The 24,100-nt window shown below is 60.9% G+C and carries 27 protein-coding genes; 13 read left to right on the forward strand and 14 right to left on the reverse strand.

The genetic code is table 11. From position 1 onward, the window contains the following. Window positions 1-41 precede the first annotated feature (41 nt). Window positions 42-1,073, reverse strand: a complete 1,032-nt coding sequence (locus JQF37_RS24190) for a LacI family DNA-binding transcriptional regulator (RefSeq protein ID WP_130210087.1) — start codon at window positions 1,071-1,073, stop codon at window positions 42-44. Window positions 1,074-1,288: 215 nt separating this feature from the next. On the opposite strand from JQF37_RS24190, the gene JQF37_RS24195 reads away from it, so the two are divergent. Continuing rightward, window positions 1,289-1,822 carry a gluconokinase gene (locus JQF37_RS24195; RefSeq protein ID WP_130210089.1) on the forward strand — a complete coding sequence of 178 codons (534 nt, stop codon included), beginning with the start codon at window positions 1,289-1,291 and terminating at the stop codon, window positions 1,820-1,822. Between the two features lie 81 nt (window positions 1,823-1,903). Continuing rightward, the gene (locus JQF37_RS24200) at window positions 1,904-3,256 is read left to right on the forward strand and encodes a GntP family permease (RefSeq protein ID WP_130210091.1); all 1,353 of its coding nucleotides are present in this window, start codon (window positions 1,904-1,906) and stop codon (window positions 3,254-3,256) included. Between the two features lie 117 nt (window positions 3,257-3,373). Here JQF37_RS24200 and alaC read toward each other — a convergent pair whose 3' ends face one another. Then, window positions 3,374-4,591 carry an alanine transaminase gene (gene alaC / locus JQF37_RS24205; protein WP_130210093.1) on the reverse strand — a complete coding sequence of 406 codons (1,218 nt, stop codon included), beginning with the start codon at window positions 4,589-4,591 and terminating at the stop codon, window positions 3,374-3,376. A 138-nt stretch (window positions 4,592-4,729) separates the two neighbouring features. Between alaC and JQF37_RS24210 the strand changes: the two genes are divergently transcribed. From JQF37_RS24210 to JQF37_RS24220, 3 genes are all read left to right on the forward strand, one after another. Further along, on the forward strand, window positions 4,730-5,392 hold the full coding sequence (locus JQF37_RS24210) for a LysE family translocator (protein ID WP_090464530.1): 663 nt from the start codon (window positions 4,730-4,732) through the stop codon (window positions 5,390-5,392). Window positions 5,393-5,458: 66 nt separating this feature from the next. After that, window positions 5,459-5,944 carry a GyrI-like domain-containing protein gene (locus tag JQF37_RS24215; RefSeq protein ID WP_130210095.1) on the forward strand — a complete coding sequence of 162 codons (486 nt, stop codon included), beginning with the start codon at window positions 5,459-5,461 and terminating at the stop codon, window positions 5,942-5,944. Between the two features lie 98 nt (window positions 5,945-6,042). Then, on the forward strand, window positions 6,043-6,531 hold the full coding sequence (locus JQF37_RS24220) for an N-acetyltransferase (protein WP_130210097.1): 489 nt from the start codon (window positions 6,043-6,045) through the stop codon (window positions 6,529-6,531). Window positions 6,532-6,675: 144 nt separating this feature from the next. Here the strand turns inward: JQF37_RS24220 and JQF37_RS24225 are convergent, their stop codons facing one another. Continuing rightward, entirely contained in the window at window positions 6,676-7,161 is a 486-nt protein-coding gene (locus JQF37_RS24225) for a GNAT family N-acetyltransferase (RefSeq protein WP_130210099.1), read from the reverse strand. A 141-nt stretch (window positions 7,162-7,302) separates the two neighbouring features. On the opposite strand from JQF37_RS24225, the gene JQF37_RS24230 reads away from it, so the two are divergent. The 3 genes from JQF37_RS24230 (at window position 7,303) to JQF37_RS24240 (ending at window position 9,385) form a co-directional block, all read left to right on the forward strand. Next, window positions 7,303-7,728 carry a nuclear transport factor 2 family protein gene (locus JQF37_RS24230; RefSeq protein WP_130210101.1) on the forward strand — a complete coding sequence of 142 codons (426 nt, stop codon included), beginning with the start codon at window positions 7,303-7,305 and terminating at the stop codon, window positions 7,726-7,728. Between the two features lie 78 nt (window positions 7,729-7,806). Beyond that, window positions 7,807-8,151 carry a YciI family protein gene (locus JQF37_RS24235; RefSeq protein WP_130210103.1) on the forward strand — a complete coding sequence of 115 codons (345 nt, stop codon included), beginning with the start codon at window positions 7,807-7,809 and terminating at the stop codon, window positions 8,149-8,151. A gap of 1 nt (window position 8,152) precedes the next feature. Further along, complete coding sequence (locus JQF37_RS24240) at window positions 8,153-9,385, forward strand: RNA polymerase sigma factor (protein ID WP_130210105.1); 1,233 nt, start codon at window positions 8,153-8,155, stop codon at window positions 9,383-9,385. A gap of 541 nt (window positions 9,386-9,926) precedes the next feature. Here JQF37_RS24240 and JQF37_RS24245 read toward each other — a convergent pair. Further along, window positions 9,927-10,781, reverse strand: coding sequence for a LysR family transcriptional regulator (locus JQF37_RS24245; protein WP_130210107.1), 855 nt, complete (start codon window positions 10,779-10,781; stop codon window positions 9,927-9,929). A gap of 89 nt (window positions 10,782-10,870) precedes the next feature. Between JQF37_RS24245 and JQF37_RS24250 the strand changes: the two genes are divergently transcribed. Beyond that, a complete protein-coding gene (locus JQF37_RS24250) occupies window positions 10,871-11,308 on the forward strand; it encodes a multidrug/biocide efflux PACE transporter (protein WP_130210109.1) in 438 nt (145 codons plus the stop codon). A gap of 119 nt (window positions 11,309-11,427) precedes the next feature. Here the strand turns inward: JQF37_RS24250 and JQF37_RS24255 are convergent, their stop codons facing one another. The 4 genes from JQF37_RS24255 to JQF37_RS24270 all read right to left on the reverse strand — a co-directional run bounded on the left by JQF37_RS24255 (window position 11,428) and on the right by JQF37_RS24270 (window position 15,997). Beyond that, window positions 11,428-12,150 carry a TylF/MycF/NovP-related O-methyltransferase gene (locus JQF37_RS24255; RefSeq protein WP_047532408.1) on the reverse strand — a complete coding sequence of 241 codons (723 nt, stop codon included), beginning with the start codon at window positions 12,148-12,150 and terminating at the stop codon, window positions 11,428-11,430. Then, window positions 12,147-13,013 carry a hypothetical protein gene (locus JQF37_RS24260; protein ID WP_130210111.1) on the reverse strand — a complete coding sequence of 289 codons (867 nt, stop codon included), beginning with the start codon at window positions 13,011-13,013 and terminating at the stop codon, window positions 12,147-12,149. Before JQF37_RS24260 ends, JQF37_RS24255 begins: the two co-directional genes overlap by 4 nt. A gap of 184 nt (window positions 13,014-13,197) precedes the next feature. Then, on the reverse strand, window positions 13,198-14,811 hold the full coding sequence (locus JQF37_RS24265; RefSeq protein ID WP_130210113.1) for an inorganic phosphate transporter: 1,614 nt from the start codon (window positions 14,809-14,811) through the stop codon (window positions 13,198-13,200). Between the two features lie 163 nt (window positions 14,812-14,974). Beyond that, window positions 14,975-15,997, reverse strand: a complete 1,023-nt coding sequence (locus JQF37_RS24270) for a transporter (protein WP_130210115.1) — start codon at window positions 15,995-15,997, stop codon at window positions 14,975-14,977. A gap of 274 nt (window positions 15,998-16,271) precedes the next feature. On the opposite strand from JQF37_RS24270, the gene JQF37_RS24275 reads away from it, so the two are divergent. Together JQF37_RS24275 and JQF37_RS24280 are read left to right on the forward strand one after the other, a co-directional pair. Further along, window positions 16,272-17,897 (forward strand): methyl-accepting chemotaxis protein, encoded by a 1,626-nt coding sequence (locus tag JQF37_RS24275; protein WP_130210117.1) that lies wholly within the window; start codon window positions 16,272-16,274, stop codon window positions 17,895-17,897. Between the two features lie 111 nt (window positions 17,898-18,008). Further along, the gene (locus JQF37_RS24280) at window positions 18,009-18,452 is read left to right on the forward strand and encodes a hypothetical protein (RefSeq protein ID WP_130210119.1); all 444 of its coding nucleotides are present in this window, start codon (window positions 18,009-18,011) and stop codon (window positions 18,450-18,452) included. 60 nt (window positions 18,453-18,512) lie between these two features. Here the strand turns inward: JQF37_RS24280 and JQF37_RS24285 are convergent, their stop codons facing one another. Both JQF37_RS24285 and JQF37_RS24290 read right to left on the reverse strand, forming a co-directional pair. Beyond that, complete coding sequence (locus JQF37_RS24285; protein ID WP_130210121.1) at window positions 18,513-18,818, reverse strand: PepSY domain-containing protein; 306 nt, start codon at window positions 18,816-18,818, stop codon at window positions 18,513-18,515. A 118-nt stretch (window positions 18,819-18,936) separates the two neighbouring features. Further along, window positions 18,937-20,064, reverse strand: a complete 1,128-nt coding sequence (locus tag JQF37_RS24290; protein WP_130210123.1) for a glycerophosphodiester phosphodiesterase — start codon at window positions 20,062-20,064, stop codon at window positions 18,937-18,939. A gap of 196 nt (window positions 20,065-20,260) precedes the next feature. On the opposite strand from JQF37_RS24290, the gene JQF37_RS24295 reads away from it, so the two are divergent. Then, complete coding sequence (locus JQF37_RS24295; RefSeq protein WP_130210125.1) at window positions 20,261-20,587, forward strand: DUF2025 family protein; 327 nt, start codon at window positions 20,261-20,263, stop codon at window positions 20,585-20,587. Between the two features lie 84 nt (window positions 20,588-20,671). Here the strand turns inward: JQF37_RS24295 and JQF37_RS24300 are convergent, their stop codons facing one another. Together JQF37_RS24300 and JQF37_RS24305 are read right to left on the reverse strand one after the other, a co-directional pair. Then, the gene (locus tag JQF37_RS24300) at window positions 20,672-20,995 is read right to left on the reverse strand and encodes an antibiotic biosynthesis monooxygenase (protein ID WP_130210127.1); all 324 of its coding nucleotides are present in this window, start codon (window positions 20,993-20,995) and stop codon (window positions 20,672-20,674) included. Beyond that, window positions 20,992-21,699, reverse strand: a complete 708-nt coding sequence (locus tag JQF37_RS24305; RefSeq protein ID WP_130210129.1) for a CTP synthase — start codon at window positions 21,697-21,699, stop codon at window positions 20,992-20,994. Before JQF37_RS24305 ends, JQF37_RS24300 begins: the two co-directional genes overlap by 4 nt. A 15-nt stretch (window positions 21,700-21,714) precedes the next feature. On the opposite strand from JQF37_RS24305, the gene JQF37_RS24310 reads away from it, so the two are divergent. Further along, entirely contained in the window at window positions 21,715-22,656 is a 942-nt protein-coding gene (locus JQF37_RS24310) for a LysR family transcriptional regulator (protein WP_130210146.1), read from the forward strand. Window positions 22,657-22,661: 5 nt separating this feature from the next. Here the strand turns inward: JQF37_RS24310 and JQF37_RS24315 are convergent, their stop codons facing one another. Then, window positions 22,662-23,198 carry a DUF1003 domain-containing protein gene (locus JQF37_RS24315; RefSeq protein WP_130210131.1) on the reverse strand — a complete coding sequence of 179 codons (537 nt, stop codon included), beginning with the start codon at window positions 23,196-23,198 and terminating at the stop codon, window positions 22,662-22,664. Window positions 23,199-23,323: 125 nt separating this feature from the next. Then, entirely contained in the window at window positions 23,324-23,935 is a 612-nt protein-coding gene (locus tag JQF37_RS24320) for a TetR/AcrR family transcriptional regulator (RefSeq protein ID WP_130210133.1), read from the reverse strand. Window positions 23,936-24,100 lie beyond the last annotated feature (165 nt).

Genomic DNA, 24,100 nt, shown 5'->3' on the forward strand with positions numbered 1-24,100 from the left:
CGTTGTTCTAAAAAGGTTAGTTGAAATCCGAAGGCCCATCCTTACGTGCTCTCGCGCACCTTCAACTCAAACCCCATGTCCTGCACCGGTTTGGCCACGGTGTTGCCGGCCATCAGCGTCAACATTTGCTCCGCCGCACGCCGACCGATTGCCTCGCGCGGGGTGTTGATGCTGCTCAGGCGCGGGACCATGTGTTCCGACATGGGCAGGTCGTTGAAGCCGAGAATCGCCACCTGCCCGGGGATCTTGATCCCGCAGCGCATGGCTTCAAGCAATGCACCCTGGGCCAGGTCGTCGTTGCCGAAGAAAATCGCATCGACATCCGGGTGACCGGCGAGCAGTTGCAGAAACAGTTCGCCACCGAGGCCGACCGAGGAGGCGCGTGGCGTCAGCACTTCCAGGTCCGGGTCATACAAACCGGCCTTTTGCAGGGCCTTGCGGAAACCTTCGCCGCGCAGCAGCGTGCGCTGGTCGAGTTGCGCACCGATGTAGGCCAGGCGCTTGCGCCCGCGGGACAGCAAGTGTTCGGCCGCCGTTTCGCCGGCAGCCAGTTGTGAAAAGCCTACGCAATTGACTCCGGCGGCGCTGTCGAGCTCCATCATGTAGACGCAGGGAATGTTGCTCGCTTCGATCATCCGCCGCGAACTTTCAGTGCGGTCGAAACCGGTCAGCAGCAAGCCGCGCGGCTGATAGGCCATGTAGTTGCGCAGCAGGTTTTCTTCTTCGTCGCGGGAATAGTGGAAGTTGCCGATCAGCACTTCGAAGCCCTTGGGGCGCAGCACCTGATGAATGGCTTCCAGGGTGTCGATGAATAACAGGTTGGACAGCGACGGCACCAACACCACCACCGAATGGCTCTGGGCCGAGGCCAGGGCGCGGGCAGCCGGGTTGACCACATAGTTGAGTTCGAGCGCCGCTTTCTGGACCTTTTCCACCAGTTCGGCGGCCACAGTGCTGACGCCGCGCAGGGCGCGCGAAGCGGTAATCGGACTGACGCCGGCCAGGCGGGCAACTTCGTTGAGGGTAGGGCGGCCAGTGGTTCGTGTGTTTTTATCGTTTTTGGTTGAGGTCATCGATGGCTTGCCAAACAAAATTCAAGGCACTAAGGTAGCGCTGTCTCGATGCAGCTGCAAATGCGTGAGCGAGGGTTTGCCTGATCCTCGCTTTTTGGTGTTGGGAACGAACATGCTGCAACCCACAAAAATGACAAGAAGGCGTCGGCAACTTCTACTTTTGGTCTAGTGTCATAACTGGCAAAGGTAGCGCTGTCTGCGCGCTGAGGTGTTACATGAATCATCCCATCACCGCCCTGGTCATCATGGGCGTTGCCGGTTGCGGCAAGACGTGCGTCAGCGAAGCCCTGTGCCAGCTCAGCGGCGCCACCGCCATTGAAGGCGACTCTTTTCACCCTGCCGCCAATATCGAAAAGATGAGCGCGGGTATCCCCCTGAACGATGAAGACCGTGCCGGCTGGCTCGACAGCCTGTGCGCTGAATTGCGCCGTGTCGACGCCCTGGGCCAGCGCCCGGTCCTGACGTGCTCGGCGCTCAAGCACATTTACCGCGAGCGCCTGCGCAGCGCCTTGCCGGGCCTGGGCTTCGTGTTCCTTGAACTGACCCCTGAAGTCGCCGCCGACCGTGTCTCCCACCGGCCGGGCCACTTCATGCCGTCGACCTTGATCGACAGCCAGTTCGCCACCCTCGAGTCCCCCGTCGGCGAGCCCTTGACCCTGGCCCTCGATGCGTCGACCCACAGTGTCGATGAGTTGGCCGTGCAGGCGCACCACTGGTGGCTCGGGCACGGCCTGAAGCGTGCCGGCTAATTTTGCTTCTAGAGATAGCGCTGTCCTTATGGCTTTCGAATTACCCGCTTCAATAACAACAACAACCAGGAGACACCCCTAATGTTTGGCATGTCCCACGAGACGTTCCTGCTGCTCGATGCAGTGGTCACGGTGATCGGGCTTATCGTTCTGATCACCAAGTTCAAGTTGCATCCCTTTCTTGCCCTGATCATCGCCGCCGCCTTCCTCGGGCTGACCTCCGGCATGCCGATCGGCACCATCATCAAGGCGTTCCAGGACGGCTTCGGTGGCGTGCTCGGTTTCGTCGGGATCATCCTCGCGCTGGGCACCATGCTCGGCAAAATGATGGCCGAGTCGGGCGGGGCGGACCAGATCGCCCAGACCCTGATCCGCGCCTTCGGCAAGGACAAAGTGCAGTGGGCCATGATGTTCGCCGCGTTCCTCGTGGGCATCCCGCTGTTCTTCGAAATCGGCTTCGTGCTGCTGATTCCGCTGGTGTTCATCGTTGCCCGGCGTACCGGCGTGTCGATCATCAAGATCGGCATCCCGCTGCTGGCCGGTCTGTCCGCCGTCCACGGCCTGGTGCCACCGCACCCGGGGCCGCTGCTGGCGATCGGCGTGTTCGGCGCCGACATCGGTAAAACCATTCTGTATGGCCTGATCGTGGCGCTGCCTACCGCGATCATTGCCGGCCCGATCTACGGTACGTTCATTGCCAAGCACATCCCTGGCCATCCGAACCAGGAGTTGGTGGATCAACTGGCACGCGAAACCGATTCGGCTGAACTGCCGAGCTTCGGCATCACATTGGTGACCGTGCTGCTGCCGGTGTTCCTGATGCTGCTCAAGACGTTTGCCGACGTGGTGCTGCCCGATGGCAACATCTTCCGCTCCTTCATGGACCTGATCGGTCACCCGATCTCGGCGTTGCTGCTGGCCTTGCTGCTGTCGCTGTACACCTTCGGCTACAAGCAGGGCATCGGTTCCAGCCAAATGATGAAATGGCTGGACGCGAGCCTGGCGCCGACCGCCGCGATCATTCTGATCATCGGTGCCGGCGGTGGCTTCAAGCAGATGCTGGTGACCAGCGGTGTGGGTGACGTGATCGGCCACATGGCGGTGAACGCACAGATCTCGCCGATCCTGCTGGCGTGGCTGGTGGCGGCGGTGATCCGCATCGCGACCGGTTCGGCGACCGTGGCGACCATCACTGGCGCGGGCATCGTGGTGCCGGTGGTGGGGATGATTCCGGGCGTGAACCGTGAGCTGCTGGTGTTGGCCACCGGTGCCGGTTCGTTGATCCTGTCCCACGTCAACGACGCCGGCTTCTGGCTGGTGAAGCAGTACTTCAACATGACCGTGGCAGAAACCTTCAAGACCTGGACCGCGATGGAGACCATCCTGTCGGTGGTGGGCCTGGGCTTCATTCTGCTGTTGTCGTTGTTCGTTTAAGCGCACCACAAAACCAAATGTGGGAGCGAGCCTGCTCGCGATGGCGGACTTACATTCAACATCTTCGTTGAATATAAGCCCTCATCGCGAGCAGGCTCGCTCCCACAGTGTTTTGTATTAGCTGGTGGCCTTTGGTGCCACCCCATCGGCCCGGAACATCCCGCGAATGCCGCGAACAGCCTGACGAATCCGGTCCTGGTTTTCGATCAGCGCAAAGCGCACGTGATCGTCCCCGTACTCACCAAAGCCCACGCCTGGCGAGACACAGACCTTGGCTTCGGCCAGCAGTTTCTTGGCGAACTCCAGCGAACCCAGATGGGCATAAGCCTCGGGAATCTTGGCCCAGACGTACATCGACGCCTTCGGATTCTCGACCATCCAGCCCAGCTCATGCAGGCCTTTGACCAACACGTTACGGCGCTGGCGGTATTGCTCGGCGATGTCGAGCACGCATTGCTGGTCGCCTTCGAGCGCCGCAATCGCTGCGACTTGCAGCGGGGTGAAGGTGCCGTAGTCGTGATAACTCTTGATCCGCGCCAGGGCGTTGACCAGTTCCGGGTTGCCGACCATGAAACCGATGCGCCAGCCCGCCATGTTGTAGCTCTTGGACAGGGTGAAAAACTCCACCGCAATGTCCTTGGCGCCCGGCACCTGCATGATCGACGGGGCTTTCCAGCCGTCGTAGACGATGTCGGCGTAGGCCAGGTCATGCACCACCAGCACGTCGTACTGCTTGGCGAGTGCGATCACCCGTTCGAAGAAATCCAGCTCCACACATTGTGCGGTGGGGTTGGACGGGAAGCCGAGGATCATCATTTTCGGCTTCGGAATCGAACCCCGGATAGCCCGTTCCAGTTCGGCGAAGAAATCCACGCCCGGCACCAGCGGTACCGAACGCACCTGGGCGCCGGCAATCACGGCACCGTAGATGTGAATCGGGTAGCTGGGGTTCGGCACCAGCACGGTGTCGCCCTGGTCGAGGGTCGCCAGCATCAAATGCGCCAGGCCTTCCTTGGAGCCGATGGTGACAATGGCTTCGGTTTCCGGGTCGATGTCGACCTCGTAGCGATCCTTGTACCAGTTGGAAATCGCCCGGCGCAGGCGCGGAATACCCTTGGACGTCGAGTAGCCATGGGTGTCTTCGCGCTGGGCGACGGTCACCAGTTTCTCGACGATGTGCGGCGGCGTGGCGCCGTCGGGGTTGCCCATGCTCAAGTCGATGATGTCTTCGCCACGACGACGGGCAGCCATCTTCAGCTCGGCGGTGATGTTGAAAACGTAAGGAGGGAGTCGATCTATGCGCGCAAAGCGGCGCGGCGAACCTTGTTCGGCCATTGTTGCCTCGGATAACGTAAGCGCCCGGAACCGTCCGAGCGACGCTGGTCACTGCGGTGACCTGTGCGGAATGTACGGTCAGCTGTGGCAGACTGTCCAGCCTCCATGTAAACAAATTTTTCCGAAGGAATTGGGACGATGGAATTCACCAGTGGCTTTTTGCTGAGTCTTTCGCTGTGCCTGGACATTGGCGTGGCCAATATCGCCATGATCACCCTGGCGATGCAGCGCGGCTATTTTCAAGGCTTTGCTCTGGGCCTGGGGACCTGCGTCGGCGACCTGATCTACGCGGTGCTGGCACTGGCGGGCATGACGGTTTTGCTGCAGTACGAAACCGTGCGTTGGGTGCTGTGGATCGGTGGTTCGGCGTTGCTGGTGTATTTCGCGGCGAAGATGATTTATTCGGCGATCCACCATGAAGCGTTGATGGCCGAAACGGTCGAGGTGGGGCAGAACTCCCATCGCAAAGAGTTTTTTCGCGGGATCTTCCTCGCCATGTCCTCGCCCAGCGCGATTCTCTGGTTCGCCGCCGTGGGCGGCACGTTGATCGCACGATCCGGCGGCGGTGGCCCGCTCAGTTCGGCGCTGTTCCTCGGCGGTTTTCTCTGCGCCGGTTTGCTGTGGTCCGCCGGCCTGTGCTTTGCCGCAAGCCATGGCGGCAAGTTGCTCGGCGACAAGTTGCTGCGGTACTCCTATATGGCATCTGCGGCGATCTTCTGCTATTTCGCGGTGTACGTGATCCTTTCCGGCTATAACGAGTTTGTCGGTGCGGCTGCCGTCGAGCAGTTGCACGCACTGTAAGTGGGCGAAACGGGTTTGGCTTCTATACTCCCAGCCGAACCCATTTTTCCTTCCAGGAGTCGAGTCATGGATGAGCAAAAAAGCGTCGAATTGTTGGAACCGCGCTTTGAACACGGACACTTCCTGCTGATTGCAGGGCTTGGCGCTCCCTTCACCCAGCAGACCACCGCAGGCATTCCCGCGCTTTGGGAAAAATTCAGTCCCCACATCGGCAACGTGCCGGGTCAAAAGGGTGAAGTCACCTACGGCGTCTGCTGCAATTTCGATGGCAAGGGTGGCTTTGATTACATCGCCGGGGTCGAGATCAGCAAGCTCGACGATTTGCCCGAGCAATACCGCTGGGTTGAAATTCAGCCGCAGTATTACGCCGTGTTCGAGCATAAAGGGCCGCTGGAATCCTTGCCCCAGACTTTTCGGTACATCTACGAGACCTGGCTGCCGCAGTCCGGGCATCAGGCGGCGGACGCCCCGGAATTCGAACGCTACAGTGAAGACTTCAACCCCAGGCTCAACACCGGAACACTGGAAATCTGGCTGCCGATCAAGGCCTGATCAGCCGCATCGAGAGACGTATCGACGATTCGTCTCTCGATGTCACGGGGAGGCTGATTTATGATCCCCGGCTTTCCCATCGCTGATTCCGAGTTGCCATGAACACCGTCATCCGTCACGTCACGCCCGCCGACCTGGACCGTTGCTACGCCATCGAAACCATAGCCTACGAGGGCGACGAAGCCGCGACCCGCGAAAAAATCGCCACCCGCATCGCCACCTGGCCCGAGGGTTTCATCGTCGCCGAAGTGGACGGCGTGGTGGCCGGCTTCATCAATTCCGGTGCGGCATTTGAAGTTGAAATGTCGGACGAAGCGTTCAAGGAACTGATCGGCCACGACCCGGCCGGGCCCCATGTGGTGATCATGTCAGTGGTGGTGCATCCGGATTTTCAGGGGCAGGGCCTGGCCAAGCGTTTGATGGGCGAGTTCATCGAGCGCATGCGCGCACTGGGCAAGGCCAGCATCAACCTGATGTGCAAGGAGCGGCATATCCCGCTGTACGCCGGGTTCGGCTTTGCCTACGTCAAGCCATCGGCGTCGGACCATGGCGGCATGGCGTGGCATGAGATGGTGCTCAGTCTCTAAAATTTTGCACAAAACCTGTGGGAGCGGGCTTGCCCGCGATGGACTTAAGAACACCGCGTTTAACCGGTAAACACGCGTTATCGTTATCGACCATCGTCGGAACGCCGCCCGGAGCGAGCTCGCTCCTACAGGTGCGTGGCGCACCTAGAACATCATTCCCATCCGCCGTTCATAGCCAATCCGCCCCTTGTACGCCTCGCCGCTGTCGACAAAACCATATTTGGCGTACAGGGCAATGGCCGCGGCGTTGTCTGCATCCACCGACAACTCCAGCCCGCGAATTTCCGGCCAGGCCTGGCGGGCCACTTCGGCCAAGTCTTGCAGGCAAGCCTTTCCATAGCCCTTGCCCTGGGCGCGCTGATCGACCTGCAAGGCATGCAGGGTGGCGCTGTGTTCGTCGGCCCAGGCGGGTAATACCGGTGGGCGTTTGAGCAGCAGGAAGGCCACGGGGATCGCGTCGGCCAACAGGGCAAATCCTTTGACGCCGGGGCCGGGTCGGGACAGCAGGGTGTGCAATGCACCGTGGATGTCACCGCAAAACCTGATTTGTTCCGGATGCACTTCGATGGCCTCGACCTGCTGGCGCTGCAGCGCATTGAGGCTTTCGTAAGGCACGAGTCGGGTTGTCACTGGAGTGTCCTTTTTCCAACGGAAATGAGCCTCGGATTCTAGCGAGTTTGCGTTCATGGATTATTTTTATTTCGGCTGTCGATTGGATGGATCGCCAGACGACTAAGGGTGTCTTCACAATAAAAACCACGGAGAACCACCATGAACGCCACCCACGAAATCCAGACCCTGATCGACACCTACCGTCAGGCGGTCATCGCCAAGGATGTCGAGAAAATCATGGCCCTGTATGCCGAGGACATCGTCTCCTATGACGCGGTCAAGGCGCTGCAGTTTCGCGGCAAGGCCGCCTACCGCGCGCATTGGCTCGAATGCATGGAAATGTGCCAGGGCCCGCACACTTTTGACTTCGACCAGATGAACATCGTGGCTGATGAACACATCGCCTTTGCCCATTGGCTGGCCCACTGCGGGGGCACCAATGACAAGGGTGAAACCCAGGCGTGCTGGATGCGCGTGACGGCCTGCTACCGGCGCGAGGCCGGACAATGGCGCATCGTCCACGAACACTGGTCGGCGCCGTTCGACATGATGAGCGGTACGGCCCTGTTCAATCTGGAACCCTGACCGGCGGGCAGTTGATCGGGAAGACGCGCCAAACGGCCGATTCACGGCCATAGTTGATCTTCGACCCTGGAGAAGCTCATGAAATATTTATGCCTGGTCTACAGCGACGAGCACCTGCTGCATGCGTTGCCGGAAAGCCCAAAGGACGCCGAGTGCATGGCGTACGCCGAGTCGATCCAGGGCAGTGGCCGAATGGTCGCCGCCGAGGCGCTGGAATCGGTGCAGACCGCCACCACCGTGCGCATGCGCAACGGCAAGCTGTCGATCACCGACGGCCCGTTCGCCGAAACCAAGGAGCAACTGGCCGGCTTCTACCTGATCGACGCCAAGGACCTCAACGAAGCCATCCAGGTCGCCGGTGACATTCCGGCGGCCCGGGTCGGTTGTGTCGAAGTGCGCCCCGTTCGCCAGTTGAACCCTTGAAATGACGGTGTCGGTCAAGGAGCGCGTCGAGCAGGTCTATCGTGAAGAGTCGCGACGGATTCTGGCGACACTGATCCGCTTGCTCGGCGATTTCGACCTCGCCGAAGAGGCCCTGCATGAGGCGTTTTTCATTGCAGTCGAGCGCTGGCAGCGGGACGGTGTGCCGGACAATCCGCGGGCGTGGCTGGTGTCCACCGGACGCTTCAAAGCCATTGATGTGTTGCGCCGGCGCGCCCGCTTCGCCGCGTCTCGTCCGCTGTTGATCGCGCAACTGGAAGAACTGGAGCAGGCCGACTGGAGTGACGAGGACGTGGAAGACGACCGCCTGCGGCTGATTTTTACCTGCTGTCACCCGGCACTGGCGGCGGACGCCCAGGTGCCGCTGACCCTGCGGGAAGTCTGCGACCTGACCACGGAAGAAATCGCCCGGGCCTTCCTCTCGGCGCCGGCCACCATCGCCCAGCGCATCGTGCGCGCCAAGTCGAAAATCCGTGACGCGAAAATCCCTTATCAGGTGCCGACCCTGGCGGAACTGCCCGAACGCCTCGACAGCGTGTTGCGGGTGATTTACCTGGTGTTCAACGAAGGTTATTCGGCGTCCATCGGCGCGCTGGTGACCCGCGAAGAGTTGACCCGTGAAGCCATTCGACTCGGGCGTTTGCTCATGGAGCTGTTGCCGGAGCCGGAGGTGATGGGGCTGCTGGCGCTGATGCTGTTGCACGAATCGCGGCGCCCGGCGCGCACGTCCTCTGGTGGCGAGTTGATCTTGCTGGATGAGCAGGACCGAACGTTGTGGGACAGCCAGATGATCGCCCAAGGTTGTGCGTTGGTGGAGCGGGCGCTGGGCACGCGGCGATTCGGCCCCTATTGCCTGCAAGCGGCGATTGCGGCGGTGCATGCCGAAGCACCGTCGGTGGAGCAAACCGACTGGGCGCAGATTGTCGGGCTGTATGACGTGTTGCTGCGCGCCGTACCTTCGCCGGTGATCGAGTTGAACCGTGCAGCGGCCCTGTCGAAGCGGGACGGGCCGCTGGCGGGGTTGGCGCTGGTCGAGGCGATTCTGGAGCGTGGTGAGTTGCAGGATTACCACTTGGCCCATTCGGCGCGGGCGGAATTTTGTCGGCAGTTGGGGCGGGTGGAGCAGGCGCGGCAGGCGTATGAGCGGGCGCTGGAGTTGACCCGGCAGGAGCCGGAGCGGCGGTTTATCCGGGGGCGGCTCAAGGGGTTGAGGTGATGTGGGTGTATCGGCGGCCTCTGGGCCGACCGGGTTTTGGTTTGGTTGTGTACATATCCGTTGTTGCGGTGATGGCGGCTGGCGGTTTCGCCCTTACGGCGAGTCCCTTTTGTCAAACGCCACAAAAGGAACCAAAAGGTCTCGCCCCGAGCGTCCGGCCCCTCGCTAAGGCTCGGGGTTCCTTCGCTGCGGTATCCATCCGGGGACACTGCCCTCCGGTCTGCTTCGCTTCGACCTGCATGCAGCGTGTTCGACTGCGTCGAACGGCGCTACGCGCCACTCCCCGGATGCACACTTCCACTCAGCCTCCCGAAGGGGCGGGTGGATCAAGATCAAGAGCTGCAGGCGAGCTAACGCTCGGCCTGATGAGTGGAGAAGAGCGGGTGGGGGCGCCGCCTTGCTTCTCTGTGGGAGCGAGCTTGCTCCGGGCGGCGTTCCGACGAAAAACGTCCGGGCAACGCGGTCATTCAGCCAGACCGCGTCATCGTTGACGACCATCGCGAGCGGGCTCCCACTGGTTCCGCGCAGCGCCGAAGGACTCTCACTCCAGCATCTTGCCCAGCAACCAACTGCCCGCCGGTCCCGGTGGGTGCAGTCGCGACCACAGGGCATCGACCGACACCGTCTTCGGCCAGCCACGCACCGGCAGCTCCTGCAAGGTGCCTGGACCGAAGCGCTCCACCAGCCAGCGTGGCAATGGCGCCCAGCCGAATCCGCCCTGGGCCATTTCCAGCAGCATCAAATAACTCGGCGCCGACCAGACGCGACCCTTCGCCCGGCTTTCGTATGGATTGACGATGGTTGCCAGGCGCAATTCACGGTGCTGCTGCAGTACGTCCTGATCAATGTATTGCAGCGCTGCCAGCGGGTGTTCGGGGGAGGCGAACAGCGCGATGTCCGTGCGTTCATCCACCGTCGAGCTGACCAGGTCCGGCGGGTAGCTGTCCTGCATTTCGGCGAAGGCCACCTGTGCCCGACCGCTCTGTACCAGGGCCACCAGGTCCTCGCATTCGGCGATCAGGCATTCGAGTTCCAGGTCGGGATAACGCTGATCGAATGCACTGAGTGCCGCTTCGAAGCGATCGGACTGGTAGGTGTCGGACAGTGCCACGGTCAGTTTCGCCTCGACCCCTTGGGACAGTTGGCTGGCCGCCATTTCCAGGCGGCTGGTGGCGGCCAGAATGTCCTCGGCGCGCTGCAACATCACGTACCCGGCCGGGGTGAGCGTGGGTTTGCGGGTGGTGCGGTCGAACAGCGTCAGGTTGAGGTCGATTTCCAGACTGGCCACCGCCGCGCTGACGGTCGACTGACTGCGACCCAATTTACGCGCCGCAGCGGAAAACGAGCCTTGGGTCGCGGCCTGGACGAAGGCCTGCAACACTTCTTGGGAGGCCATGAACTATCGCCTTGATCGATGGTTATTGGTTATGAAGTATCGGTGCGAGGCAGGATCATGGCAACCATCGTCACTCAAGGAGTCAGGCCATGAGCGCCAACAAATCCATCACTGAGCGTATTTTCCAGGCCATCGGTTTCGAATTGCTGGCCATCCTGATCTGCACCCCCTTGCTGGCGTTGATCATGGACAAGCCGATGCTCGACATGGGCGTCGTGACCCTGGTCATGGCCGCCCTGGCCCTGGCGTGGAACGTGGTGTTCAACGGCTTCTTCGATCGGATGCTCAAGCGCCTGGCCATTGCGCACAACGCCTGGGTCCGTGTGGTGCATGCACTGTTGTTCGAAGGTGGGCTGGTGGCCCTCGGCGTACCGCTGATTGCCTGGTGGCTGAACATCAGCCTGTGGCAGGCATTTTTGCTGGATATCGGGGTGCTGCTGTTTTTCCTGCCGTACACCTACCTGTACCACTGGGTGTATGACGTGGTGCGCGAGCGCATGGTCATTCGTGAAAGCTGCGGCGCATAAACGACGAGAGCGAGCTGGCTCGCGAAAGGGTCAACGATTCAACGTCATTGTTGAAGGTCAGACCGCATTCGCGAGCCAGCTCGCTCCCACAGGTTTTGTGTCAGGTCCCGGTCCGGGTATCAGACGTGGAAGTAACCTACGCAGGAATCGAACGGCAGACGCTTGAGTTCGATCTTGTTCAGGTCCAGCACTTCACGCAGGGCTTTGGTTTCGCCCGGGAAGTTGCGGTAGGCGACTTCGTCGAGCACTACGATTGCGCCTTTAGGCATGTACGGCAGGAAGGTTTCCAGCGCGACTTTGGTCGACTCGTACAGGTCGGTGTCGAGAATCAACATGGCCACGACCAGATCAGGACGGGTCTTGACCCACTCAGGCACGGTCTTGACGATGTCACCCTTGACCAGTTCGCAGCGCGGGATGCGGTTGACCGGGCGCAGCAGGTCGTTGGCGTCGATCATGTCCTGGATCAGCGACTGGTCGGTGTCGGAGAACATGGTCTCGTTGACGTCGGCCGGGTCTTCGTTCTTGTCGATGCTCTGGAAGCCTTCGAAGGTGTCGAAGCCGATGATCGAGCGGTTGATCGCGTAGGGTTCCAGGATCATCGACAGGTGCATGTAGAGCATCAGCGAGTTGCCCTTGTACACGCCGCACTCGATGATCGCGCCCGGTACTTCGGCCACTTTCTTGAACAGCTCCATGCGCGACAGCGCAGCGGTCACGCCGATGCGGTTGGCGAAGACGAACGGTGCATCGGCGACGTATTCGGCATCGACCCGTTTGAGGACGTTGGCACGGGTTTCGTTGTACTGGGCCTCGGCAGGCGTGATGCGACGCTTGGTCATTGGTCGATTCCTTGGAAATTCGAAAAGTCGTGGGCGTGGAAATAGTCTTTGAAGCCTGCGCCGACATCCGGGCACGCGCTGTCGACGTTGATGGCGCCGCGCTGGTGCTTGAGGTCGTCGAGGTGCATCAGGCGGAAGTCCACGCTGAAGCGGGTTTGATTGGTGTGGTTGGCCACGGTGCCGTGCAGGTGCGAGCCAGAGAAGATCAGCATCTCACCGGTGTTGCCGGCGATGCGCACTTCAGAAGTGCTATTGATCTCTTCCAGTGGCACCGGGTGCACCCGGACTTCCTCCTTGAGGTTGTCCTTGGCCTTGTGGCGTTGATTGTTGATCCAGTCGTTGAGGCTCCATTGGCTGGAGGTGTTCTTCACCGGTACGTCGAAGTAGCCGGCGTTGATCATCATGGTCTGGTCGGGGCTGATGGTGTGCACCGGCATCCAGGTGTTGATCTGGCAATCGACGCTGCCGTACCACGTGTCGCGATGCGGCTTGTAGGCGTAGCTGACCCCGGCGTGCAGGTAGTCATAGTTGGGCACCACGCGAATGCGCGGCACGTCGAAAATGTATTCGCGCGGGTCGACGCCGATCTCGTCGATGAACGACAGGATCAATTCCTTGACGCGTTGGCTGTTGGTGAACTGGCCCTTGAGGCGCGTCACCAGAACCACGAATTCTTCCACCGGCATCAGCGTGTGCAGCGCCTGGTGATGGGTCTCGCCGTCGAAGGCGGCGGTGATGCTGTCCTGGGCGAACGCGCACAGATCCTTGGCGGCGCGCAGATGAGTGTTCAGGAAGATGTCGCCGGCATAGATGGCTTCTTTGAAGTCAGCTTTGTGTTGAAGCTGATTGATGTACAGATTCACGAATTCGCTCCTGAATGCATCGAGTCTTTTATAAGTCGGCATCACGCTAGCAAACTGAAGGGCTGCTGGACGTGTGGCGCGTCAACAAAACGTAAGCTCCCGGGCTTGTGAGCAAATGCCGTGCCGTCGGACAAAAAAAATCCCGGCTCAGGATCGGGCCGGGACGGTTGAAACAACAATCGAATCAGAACAACTGCGTGAACAACCAGTACAGGCTGCCCGACAGCACAATGGCCGCCGGCAAGGTCAGTACCCAGGCCATCAGCAGGTTGCGGATGGTCCTCATCTGCAGGCCGCCACCATTGGCGACCATGGTCCCGGCCACACCGGAAGACAGCACGTGCGTGGTCGAAACCGGCAAACCGAACATGTCGGCGGCGCCGATGGTCAGCATGGCCACGGTTTCCGCCGAGGCGCCCTGGGCATAGGTCAGGTGGGTCTTGCCGATCTTCTCGCCAACCGTCACCACGATCCGTTTCCAGCCGACCATGGTGCCCAGGCCGAGGGCGATGGCCACCGCGATCTTCACCCATAGCGGGATGAAGCGTGTCGAGTTATCGATCTGCTGCTTGAACAGTTGCAGCTTGCCGCTGGTGTCGGCGTCGAAGTTGCCGAGCTTGTTCTTGTCCATCAGGCGAATGGTTTCGCTGGTCAGGTACATGTCGTTGCGCACGTTGCCCACGGCTTCGGCGGGGACTTTCGACAGCGAACCATACCCCTTGACCTCGGCGCCAATGCTACCGGTCAGCGCGGCGAGCGCCGGCACCAATTGCGGCGTGGCGTCCTTGCTGCGCACGTAGTCGGACAGCACCGCCCGTGGGTCGGCCGGCGCGGGTTGCGGTGCATTTTTGACCAGTGCTTGCTGGGTGACTTCGGCCACGGCCGCGAATTGCAGGGCCTGGTCGGCCGGCATGGTGCGGTTCAGGGCGTAAGCCATTGGCAGGGTGCCGACCAGGATCAGCATGATCAGGCCCATGCCTTTCTGACCGTCGTTGGAGCCGTGGGCGAAGGACACGCCGGTGCAGGTCACGATCAGCAGACCGCGAATCCACCAGGGTGGCGGGGTCTGACCTTTCGGCTCCTTGTACAGCGCGCGGTTTTTCACGAACGCGCGCAGGGCCAGCAACAGCAACGCGGCGCAGCCGAAGCCGACCAGTGGCGAGAGCAGCAATGCATAACCGATCTTGATCGCTTGCGCCCAATCCACGCCGCTGGTGCCATCGCGGCCGTTCATCAGTGCGTTGGCCACGCCCACGCCGATGATCGAGCCGATCAGGGTGTGCGACGAAGACGCTGGCAGGCCCAGCCACCAGGTGCCGAGGTTCCACAGGATCGCCGCGATCAGCAGGGCGAAGATCATCGCAAAACCAGCGGACGAGCCGACCTGCAGAATCAATTCCACCGGCAACAGGGCGATGATGCCGAAGGCCACCGCGCCGCTGGACAGCAACACGCCGAGGAAGTTGAAGAAACCGGACCAGACCACTGCGACGTTCGGCGGCAATGAGTTGGTGTAAATCACGGTGGCCACCGCGTTGGCGGTGTCGTGGAAACCGTTGACGAATTCAAAGCCCAGAGCGATCAACAGCGCGACGCCCAGCAGCAGAAACGGCGTCCAGGTGGTCACCACCGTGCCGAGTTCGTTCATGTCGCGCATCAGGCTGTAGGCGGTGAACAGCAAGCCGATGGCCAGTACCGCAAAAAATACGACGATGGTGAACAAGCCGGGTTTTTTGTCCAACTGCGGTTTTGCACTACTGGCAGGGGCCTGAGCGGCAGTGAAAGTGGGCGTAGCCATACCGGACATTCCTGAGGATGGAAGGAGTACCGGTCATGATCGTTGCCAATTGTTACAGGGAGGCTGCTTTGGATCAGTGTTTAGGTGTTTCGTGGGTCGTTTATCTGAAACCCGGACAATCCTGAGGTTGTACAAAAACCTGTGTCGGGTGATGAAGGGAGTGTCAATAATCCTTGCGCTTGCGAAACGCCCAGCGTCCGGCGATCAGGGTAAAAGTCGCGACCAGCGCCACCAGAATCCAGAACCCTTCGGGGTCCTGGGCAAGTGGCACCCCACCGACGTTCATGCCGAAGAAGCCGGCAATGATGTTGATCGGCAATGCCAGTACCGTCACCACGGTCAAGGTGAACAGCGTGCGGTTGCTTTGTTCGTTGAGGTTGGCGGCGATCTCCTCCTGCAGCAGCTTGATCCGTTCGCCCAGCGCCGTGAGGTCGTTGATGATCAACGCGAACTCCTCGGTGGATTTGCGCAGCTCTTTCACGTCTTCCTTTTGCAGCCAGGTCGGGGGGCGATTGAGCAGGCGCAGCAACGACCCCGGTTCCAGCGCCAGCAGCCGTTGCAAGCGCACCAGCACCCGACGGTTGGCGCCCAGCTCGGCACGGTTGGTCGACAGGCGCGAGGAGAGTAATTCGTCTTCGACCTGATCGACACTCTGGCTGGTCTTGCGCACGATCTGGGTCAGCACTTCACCCTGATCGCGCAGCAGGTGCACCAGCAGTTCCAGCGGCGAGCGAAAGCGTTCGCCGGCCTTCACCGAAGAGCGCAGCTTGTCCACCGAGTGCAGCGGTTGCAGGCGTGCGCTGATGATCAGCCGACTGCGCACGCAGACCCACAGCGTCGAGACATCCGACGAGACCATGCTGCTGAGGTTGAACACCACGTCGTTGACCACCGCCAGCAAGGCCGAGTCGACATGCTCGATACGCGTCGAGCGCGAGCCTTCGTGCAAGGCCTCGAAAAACTCTTCGGGTAATTCCAGATGGCTTTTCATCCAGCGCTCGCACGCGGCATGGGCCAGATTCAAATGCAGCCAGAGGAACTCGTCGCTGTCGTCCGGTTGCTTCAGGCATTGCAGCGCCCTGGCCGAATCGATCTGGCGACCGCGCTCACCAGGACGAAAACTGAAGCCGTAAAGCAAGCCGAACAGATCCGGATCGCGATGGCTTTGATCGATGCTGTGGTTCATGAGTGCTCGCAAGGTGAGGCGCCTGCTGCGGGTTTTACAGGTTCACTTGAGCCGCATCATCGCAAGCGTTGATGACGTTTTTGTGACGGCAAAGTGAACGCAAACGATTGCTCGGCCGATGGTCGGATTTCCCTAAAGAACCGCTCTGGCACGCCGATGTTGCTTGGGGTAAGTTGCGCGCCTTCGGCCAGAAGCCGACGCCGCAGACATGGATGTCCGGAGACCTTTCACGCCTGAACCGGGCGTGCTTCATTCCTGTCATGAGTACCGTCCGATGTTTTTGCAAAAGTCCCTGAGAGCGCAAATTCTCGCCCTGCTGAGCGGCAGCCTGATTGCGATGTTGCTGATCGCGCTGGCCTGCTTTCACTTTTTGTCCAGCGGTGTCCAGAGCTACGCCAACCTGATCGAGGGGCCGTTGCACACGTCGCAACTGATCGATGAAGCCAACCTGCAATTCAAGGTGCAGGTGCAGGAGTGGAAAAACGTCCTGCTGCGTGGCAAGCAACCGGCGGACCTGGACAAGTACTGGAAGCAGTTCCAGGAGCGTCAGGGCGATGTGCAGAACATTCTCGGCGAACTGGCCGGGCAGCAGGGCATCGAGCCGCAACTGAAATCCCGCATCGAACGGCTGCGCGACGAGCATCGCCAACTGGGCGCCGCGTATCAGAAGGGCCGCGATGCCTATCTCGCGGCGGGGGCCGATCCCACTGCCGGTGACACCGCAGTCAAGGGTGTGGACCGCGCGACCAGCGATCAGATGAGCGAATTGGTCAGCGAGTTGCGCCAGCAGGGTGTAGAGCAATCGAAACAGCTCAGCGCCAGTGCCGATCGCACCGTGTTGCTGGGGATCATCGTGATGCTGGCGTCGGGGTTGCTGATCGGTCTGTTGAGCCTGTGGCTGATCAACCGCAACCTGGTCGAGCCGATTCGCCAATTGATCGAATACGTGGCGCAACTCAGTCACGGCAAATTCGCCGAGCGCGTGGCCAGCAACCGTCAGGATGAATTGGGCAAACTGGCGATGGCGGCCAATACCTTGCGCGATTTCCTCGCTGAGACCTTCAGCCGCTTGCAACGCAGTGCCTCGGATCTGGAAAGCGCCAGCGGCGAGCTCAATTCGATTGCGACCGTGATGGCCGGCGGCACCAACGAGCAGTTCAACCGCACCGATCAGGTGGCCACAGCGATGAACGAAATGTCCGCCACCGCCCAGGAAGTCGCCCGCCATGCCGCCGATGCCGCACGGGCCGCCGACGACGCCGACCAGTCCGCGCAGCAGGGCGAGAAAGTCATGCAGGGCACCATCGACACCATCACCCGGATGCGCGGCGAAATCGACAACACCGCCACGGTTATTCGTCAGCTGGAAACCGACAGCGGGCGCATCGGCAAGGTATTGGAAGTGATTCGCGGCATCGCCGAACAGACCAACCTGCTGGCGCTCAACGCCGCGATTGAAGCCGCTCGCGCTGGAGAGGCCGGACGCGGTTTTGCCGTGGTGGCCGATGAAGTGCGCAGCCTGGCCCAGCGCACGGCGGCGTCGATCATCGAAATCAACCAGATTATCCAGACCGTGCAGAGCGGTGCAGTGGATGCGGCCCAGGCGATTGAAAGCGGTCAGTCGCGCAGTGAGGAAAGCGTTCAGCAGGTCACCGAGGCCGGTGCCATGCTCGAGCGCATCACCCTGGCCGTGGAAGCGATTCGCGACATGAACCGCCAGATTGCCACCGCCGCCGAAGAGCAGACGTCCGTCGCCGAAGACATCTCGCGCAATCTGACGGAGATCACCAGCATCGCCAGTACCAACCTGGACAACGTGCAACGCACCGAAGCGGCGAGCAACAACCTGCACGGGTTGTCGGGGGAGTTGAACGAGGTGACAGCGCGTTTGAGCGCGTAATGAAAACGGCTGTGTATCGGTTCGCTTACCGAGTCGGTACACAGTCGATCTCAAGCGTTGGCTCGGCGTGTCGATGAGGGAGGGGACTTCGAACCACTTTGGATAACGCCCATGGTCAGCATCACATCCGTTTCAATCACCCAGCCACCGTCGAGCACGGCGACCACTTCGACTAGCGCCACGAGCACTGAAGACACCTCCACCGCGGCCGCGACCTCGACATCGACTTCAAGCGATGACACCAAGGTTTCCGCTGGCGGCACACAGGCATCGGGTAGCAGCAGCTCCAGCAGCAGCGAAGAGTCCGACTCGGTCAAAGAACTGCGCAAGCAGATCGCCGAGCTGCAAAAGCAATTGCAGGAACAACAGCAGCAACTGCAAGCGGCCCAGGCCAAGCAGGAAAGCGCCGATGCCAAGGCGGCTGATGTGGCGGCGGCTCAGGCGCAGATAGCGACGACCTCTGCCTCATTGCAAACCGCCACCGCATCGCTGCTGCAAGCGTTGCAGGAAGAGGGCGGCAGCACGTCCGGTTCGCTGGTCAGCACATCGGCGTGAACTGAAAACGCACAAAAGCCGCACGATGGTCAGGTCGTGCGGCTTTTGTGCGTGTCGCGGTTACTTGTCTTGCTTGTTCTTCAGGACCTTGCCGGTGGCGGCATCGATGTCCACATCCCACTCGACGTTCTGCTTGTCGCGCAGTTCGATCTCATACTCGAAACCGTTGAAATGGTTATCCAGCTCGGTCTTGGTGATCGATGCACCCGGGTGCAGGTCCAGGGCGATTTTGTTCAGCTCTTCCAACGGCTTGATCTTGCCGTCCTTGACCAGTTGCGGGATCTCGTCCACGCGAACATCGGCCTGGGCCAAACCCGCGGTCAGGGTCAAGGCAACGGCGGTGAGGAGGGCTGTCAGGGTTTTCATGGGCATCTTTCCTTGGGTGAGCTGTTTGAGTGGGATCAGGTTAATTGTGGCAACTTAATTCAGCCTTAATTCCCGAGCATCGCTGGTTTGCCAGCGATGCGGACGCGTCGATCCCGGCTCAGAAACCGTTGTTGCGCAACACCTGCTCCACACTCGCCGCCGCCGGGCGCTTGTAGAATTTGAGCAACTCACTCGCACGGTTGGTGAAGATGCCGTCGACGCCGGCGTCCATGGCTTTCTGGTAATCCACCGCATCGTCGAGGGTGTAGACATGCACCAATAGCCCCTGGTCGTGGGTGTACTGGTTCATCCAGGGCTTCACCAAATCCGCGTAACTCTGATCACCCCCCTGGGTCAGTGCGGCAGACGGACCGGTGCCGATCGCGCCCTGGGCCTTGGCGTAGTCGATCCAGCGCTGGAATTCGGCTTTGTCCTTGGGTTGCTGTCGGGCGTAGTAAGCCGCTTTGTCTTTCTCGCCAGACTTGGCAAACGGCACGTTGGAGGCCGGCTCGATGTTGCCTTCGCCCACCCAAAGCAGAAGGATTTTCGGCACCTGCGGCATTTCCTTTTGCAGCAACTCGAGGCTGCTCTTCTCGAAGGTTTGCAAGATCACCTTGCCAGTGCCCTGGCCGACGGCCACTTCGTTTTTTGTCGGTGTCGACCCCGGCGGGATCAGCCAGCCACGGGCCTGGAGTTTTTCCTTCAGCTCGCGTTCGATGCCGGGAAACTGCCTGGGCTCCTTGGTTTCGATGTACAGACCGGGTTTGTGCAGCGGGTTGCCTTCGGCGATGTCGATGATTTCATCGAGGGTGAGGATTTTCAGGCCGGCAAATGCGGGCCGCGCGCGATCCGGGTAGGCGCTGTTGAACCAGCTGCCGGCGTCCAGGGTTTTCAGTTCGGCGAGGGTGAATGCCGTGGCCGGGCTGTCCTTGCGCTCGGGGAACCGGGTGGCGACATCGGTGGTGCGTTGCAGATGGTTGTCGTGCAGAGCGAACAACACGCCGTCCTTGCTGCGTTGCAGGTCCAGCTCCAGGTAATCGGCGCCGAGATCGCGGGCGGTCTTGTAGGCGGCGGCAGTGGATTCCGGGGCATCAAAGGACGCGCCGCGATGGGCAATCACCGCCGGGTGCGGGATGCCCAGACGGGCTGCCAATGCAACGGGGGCTGGCTCGCTGGCGGCATGCGCCTGGCCGAGGCCGAGCAGCAGACTCAGCAGCAAGGCGCTTTGGCTGAAGGTGACGGGCATGGTCGAAATCCTTTCGCGATGGTTGTCGAAGCCCTCTCTTGTAGCAACTGAGCGTGACAAGCGCCATCGCCGGACCGACATCCATCTGTTCAAAACGGTTTTTTGCAGTACCCTAGCCCCGGCCATTTCCCCGGCAGAGGGAAATCCACTTGCCATCCTTGCGTGTAAACCATCCATCACCTTTTGTGAGGTTTTCATGCGCATCACTTCCCAGCTCATCTGCCAGGCCGCCGACCAACTCAAAGGTTTCGTCGGGCTCAATCGCAAGACCGGCCGTTACATCGTGCGCTTCAGTGAAGACGCTTTCGGCATGGACGTGGCCGATGACGGCATCATTCCCGCCAGCGAATTCGTCTGGGCGTCCGGCCCCGAGCAGGCCATGACCCTCAAGCGCGAGTTGATTCAGTTGTTGCTGGATCAGAACATCGATGACCGGATCAACATCACCGAGCCGTTGCGGGTGTACATGCAGCGGCGGGAAGTGCCGGAGATTTTGGCGGTGAGGCAATCGGTGCAGGGTTGAGTCTTTGCAGTGATTCAACTGGCCCCATCGCGAGCAGGCTCGCTCCCACCGATCCATTGTGGGAGCGAGCTAACGCCGCATCAATTACCGTTCGAACTCATAAGCCCGCTCAACCCGGCATACCCGCGTATGGCAATGGGCATACCAGGTCGAGCGCCCCCGTTCCCGAATCGCGCTGTGCTCGGGATGCTGTTTCCACGCCAGGATCGCCGCCTCACTGGCCCAGTACGACACGGTAATCCCCAACCCGTCATCGCCCCGTGCCGACTCCACCCCGAGGAACCCCGGCTGTTGGCGGGCCAGTTCGACCATGCGCTCGGCCGCTTCGGCGTAACCCTGGTCCCCCTCGGTGCGCAGCGAGGTGAAGATCACGGCGAAGTAAGGGGTTGGCGGGGTGTTGGCGATCATGAGGGCTGCCCCGCGGAGGCCTGGATGAATGCCCGTACCAGGGGCGGCAAGGTGCCCTTGAGCGCGGCGCGTTCGGGTTGGAACAGGGTGGCGACAAAGAACGGATGACCTCGCAGTTCCAGCGCTCGCAAGCCGTGGGCCGAATCCTGCCCGACGCTGTGAAGGTCATGCCTGAGCAGTGCTCGTTCGAACTCAGGATTCACACCGTAGTTACAGCGGTAGCCTTCACGTATTTCAGAAGTTTCGTACGCCTTGGCGATCAACGAACCCTCAAGCAAATGAATGCTGTCGATGGCTTCCACTAGCGAGCAGGCCAGCGGCGTGAGCAACACCCGCGCAGCGTTGGGCGATGTCTCGCCATGTTCGGCATCCGTCCAGCCCAGCACGTTGCGCGCATATTCCAGCACGGCGTGTTGAAAGCCGCCGCAGGTGCCGAGGAAAGGCAGCCCTTGTTCGCGGGCATAACGAATCGCCCGTAATGCGCCGTCCGTGTTGCGGTAGGGGCTGGCGGGCACGCACCAGAAACCGTCGTAGTCATCGAGCGGGGTGTCGGCGTGGATGCTGTCAGTCGCCAGCCAATGCCCTTGCACGTTGTGGCCACTGTGTTCGGCTGCCATTTCCAGGGCCACGGGAATGGCCTGGTGAGCGGTGACGTGCGGGTCATAGTCGCCGATCAGGGCGATGCGGATAACGCGGTTTTCCATGAGCAACCTCGGCGCTTGTTGATTCCTGGCGCTCACTATAGATTGGCGTTCACGCACTCAATATGGGCGTTTTCCCAAGTGATCAATGCAGCAACGCACTATCGACTGGACTACCCGGACCTGGCCCTGATTCTGGCGTTGGTGCGTGGCGGCTCTCTGGCCCGGGCCTCGCAGCTGTTGCGGGTGGATGTCTCGACGGTGTTTCGTGCGGTGCGTCGACTGGAAGCCGCGCTGGGTCAGCAATTGTTCGAAAAGAGCCGCGCCGGCTACTTGCCAACCAGCCTGGCCCAGGCCTTGGCCGAGCAGGCCGAGCGCGCCGAACAGGCACTTGAGGCCGCGCGCATTGGCGTGGAGCAGGGCGGTGAAGTGATCAGCGGTACCGTGCGCCTGACCTGCACCGACTCGGTCCTGCAAGGTTTGTTGCTGCCGGCGCTGGCGCGGTTCATGCCCAATTACCCGGCACTGACCATCGAACTCAGTACCTCCAACGACTTCGCCAACCTCAGCCGTCGCGACGCCGACATTGCCCTGCGCCTGACCCGTACGCCGCCCGAGCACTTGGTGGGGCGGCGACTGGCGGCCATCTCCTACCGGGTGTGCGCCAGCGAGAGCTATCTGCAATCGGTCGATGCCCATGACCTCGCCGCACTGACCTGGATTGCCCCGGACGAATTCCTTCCCGATCACCCGACCATCGCATGGCGTCGCCAGGCGTTGCCGGGCGTGACGCCCGCCTATCGCTGCAACAGCATGCTGTCGGTGACCGAACTGGTCCGGGCAGGGTTGGGGGTGGCGGCGTTGCCGGACTTCCTGATCGGCGACGGGTTGCAGGCGCTGGGTGAGCCATTGCAGGGTTACGACACCGCGCTGTGGCTGCTGACCCGCCCGGATTGCCGCGCCCTGCGCTCGGTGGTCACCTTGTTTGATGAGCTGGGGCGGGCATTGAAGCTGCCGTAAACAGCTCAGCCTTTTGATGGCGCCGCGTTCAACACGTGCTGATGCATTTCCGAGGTCAGGTTTTCGATGCGTTCGCTCAGCTCCTTGGTCAGTTGAGTCAGGCGAGTGTTTTGTTCGAGTAATTCCATCAGTTGCGACGTGTTCTTCGCCGCCTCTGCCTGTCGCTCACTGTTGGCGGTCGCCAGCGCTTCACGATGCTGGGCATCGGCATCGGACTGCGCTTTATCCCGCGCCGCCTGACGGGTCTGGGCCAGCAGAATCAGAGGTGCGGCATACGCCGCCTGCAGGCTGAACGCCAGGTTGAGCAGGATGAAGGGATACGCGTCGAAGTGGGTCACACCGGAGATGTTGAGGACGATCCACACCGCGACGATCAGTGTCTGGGCACCGAGAAAAGTCGGCGTACCAAAGAACCGCGCAAAAGCCTCGGCACGCAGGGCGAACTTGTCATCGCCAAAGGTCGGTGCCAGGTGGGCGTGAGGGCGATGGAAGCGCAGATGATCGACGGGGGAGGCGGGTTTGTTGTTGGGTGTCGTGCTCATGGTGATCTCTGGTGGAGGCTGGAACTTGGACTCACTATAACCCCGGTGCCAGTTTCATTCTGAAACACATTGCGCCGATCTATCCGCAGCCGCCCCAATGTGGGACAACGCCCGCACATTGTCATTTATGGCAACTGGTAGCAGGCCAGGAACATATCCAGTGCCGACTCCACGACGGTGCCCTGCATGTCTGCCGACAAGCCCGGCAACCCCATGGAAACCTGCGGCCAGAACGCGAAGGATTTGAGCAGGCCCTGAACCTGTTGCGCAGCAAACGCAGGATCGACTGCTTTCAACCGACCATCGGCCTGGGCCGCGCGAATCCACACCGTCAGGCTTTCTTCGCGCTCACCCAGGCGAGCCACCATGTCCTGAGCGCGCTCAGGGGAATGGATGGTTGCCGCAATGGCCACTCGCGCCAGGTCGAGGAAATTGTCATCGCCCAGCATCTGCATTTTCGCCATCAGTTGCAGGCGCAGTTGCTCTCGTAGCGGTTGATCAGCGCGATAGGGCGTTTCTTGCTCTGTCGTTACGCGGGTCCACAATTGATTGAGGATTTCGGCGAACAACTCTTCCTTGCTGGGGAAATGGTTGTACACCGTGCGCTTCGACACGCCGGCAGTGGCGGCGATCTTGTCCATGCTGGTGATCTCGAAACCGTTGGCACGGAATTCGGCAATCGCCGCCTGGATGATGGCTTCGCGTTTTCGGTCGGTGAGGCGCTGTGGAACTGTCATAAGTACGCTTCGGCAGGGGTGGGTGAAAAATTACACTGGGCAGTTTACTTGTGATCGGCTTTGATGCAACCTAGAAACTACACCGTTCAGTGTAATGTTTTGTTAATCCTGCCCGGTGAACAATAGAACCATCCGGCTGATGCGTGCATGCCTAGGCCATTTATC

The sequence above is a fragment of the Pseudomonas sp. MIL9 genome, from assembly GCF_016887925.1.
Lineage (GTDB): Bacteria > Pseudomonadota > Gammaproteobacteria > Pseudomonadales > Pseudomonadaceae > Aquipseudomonas > Aquipseudomonas mohnii.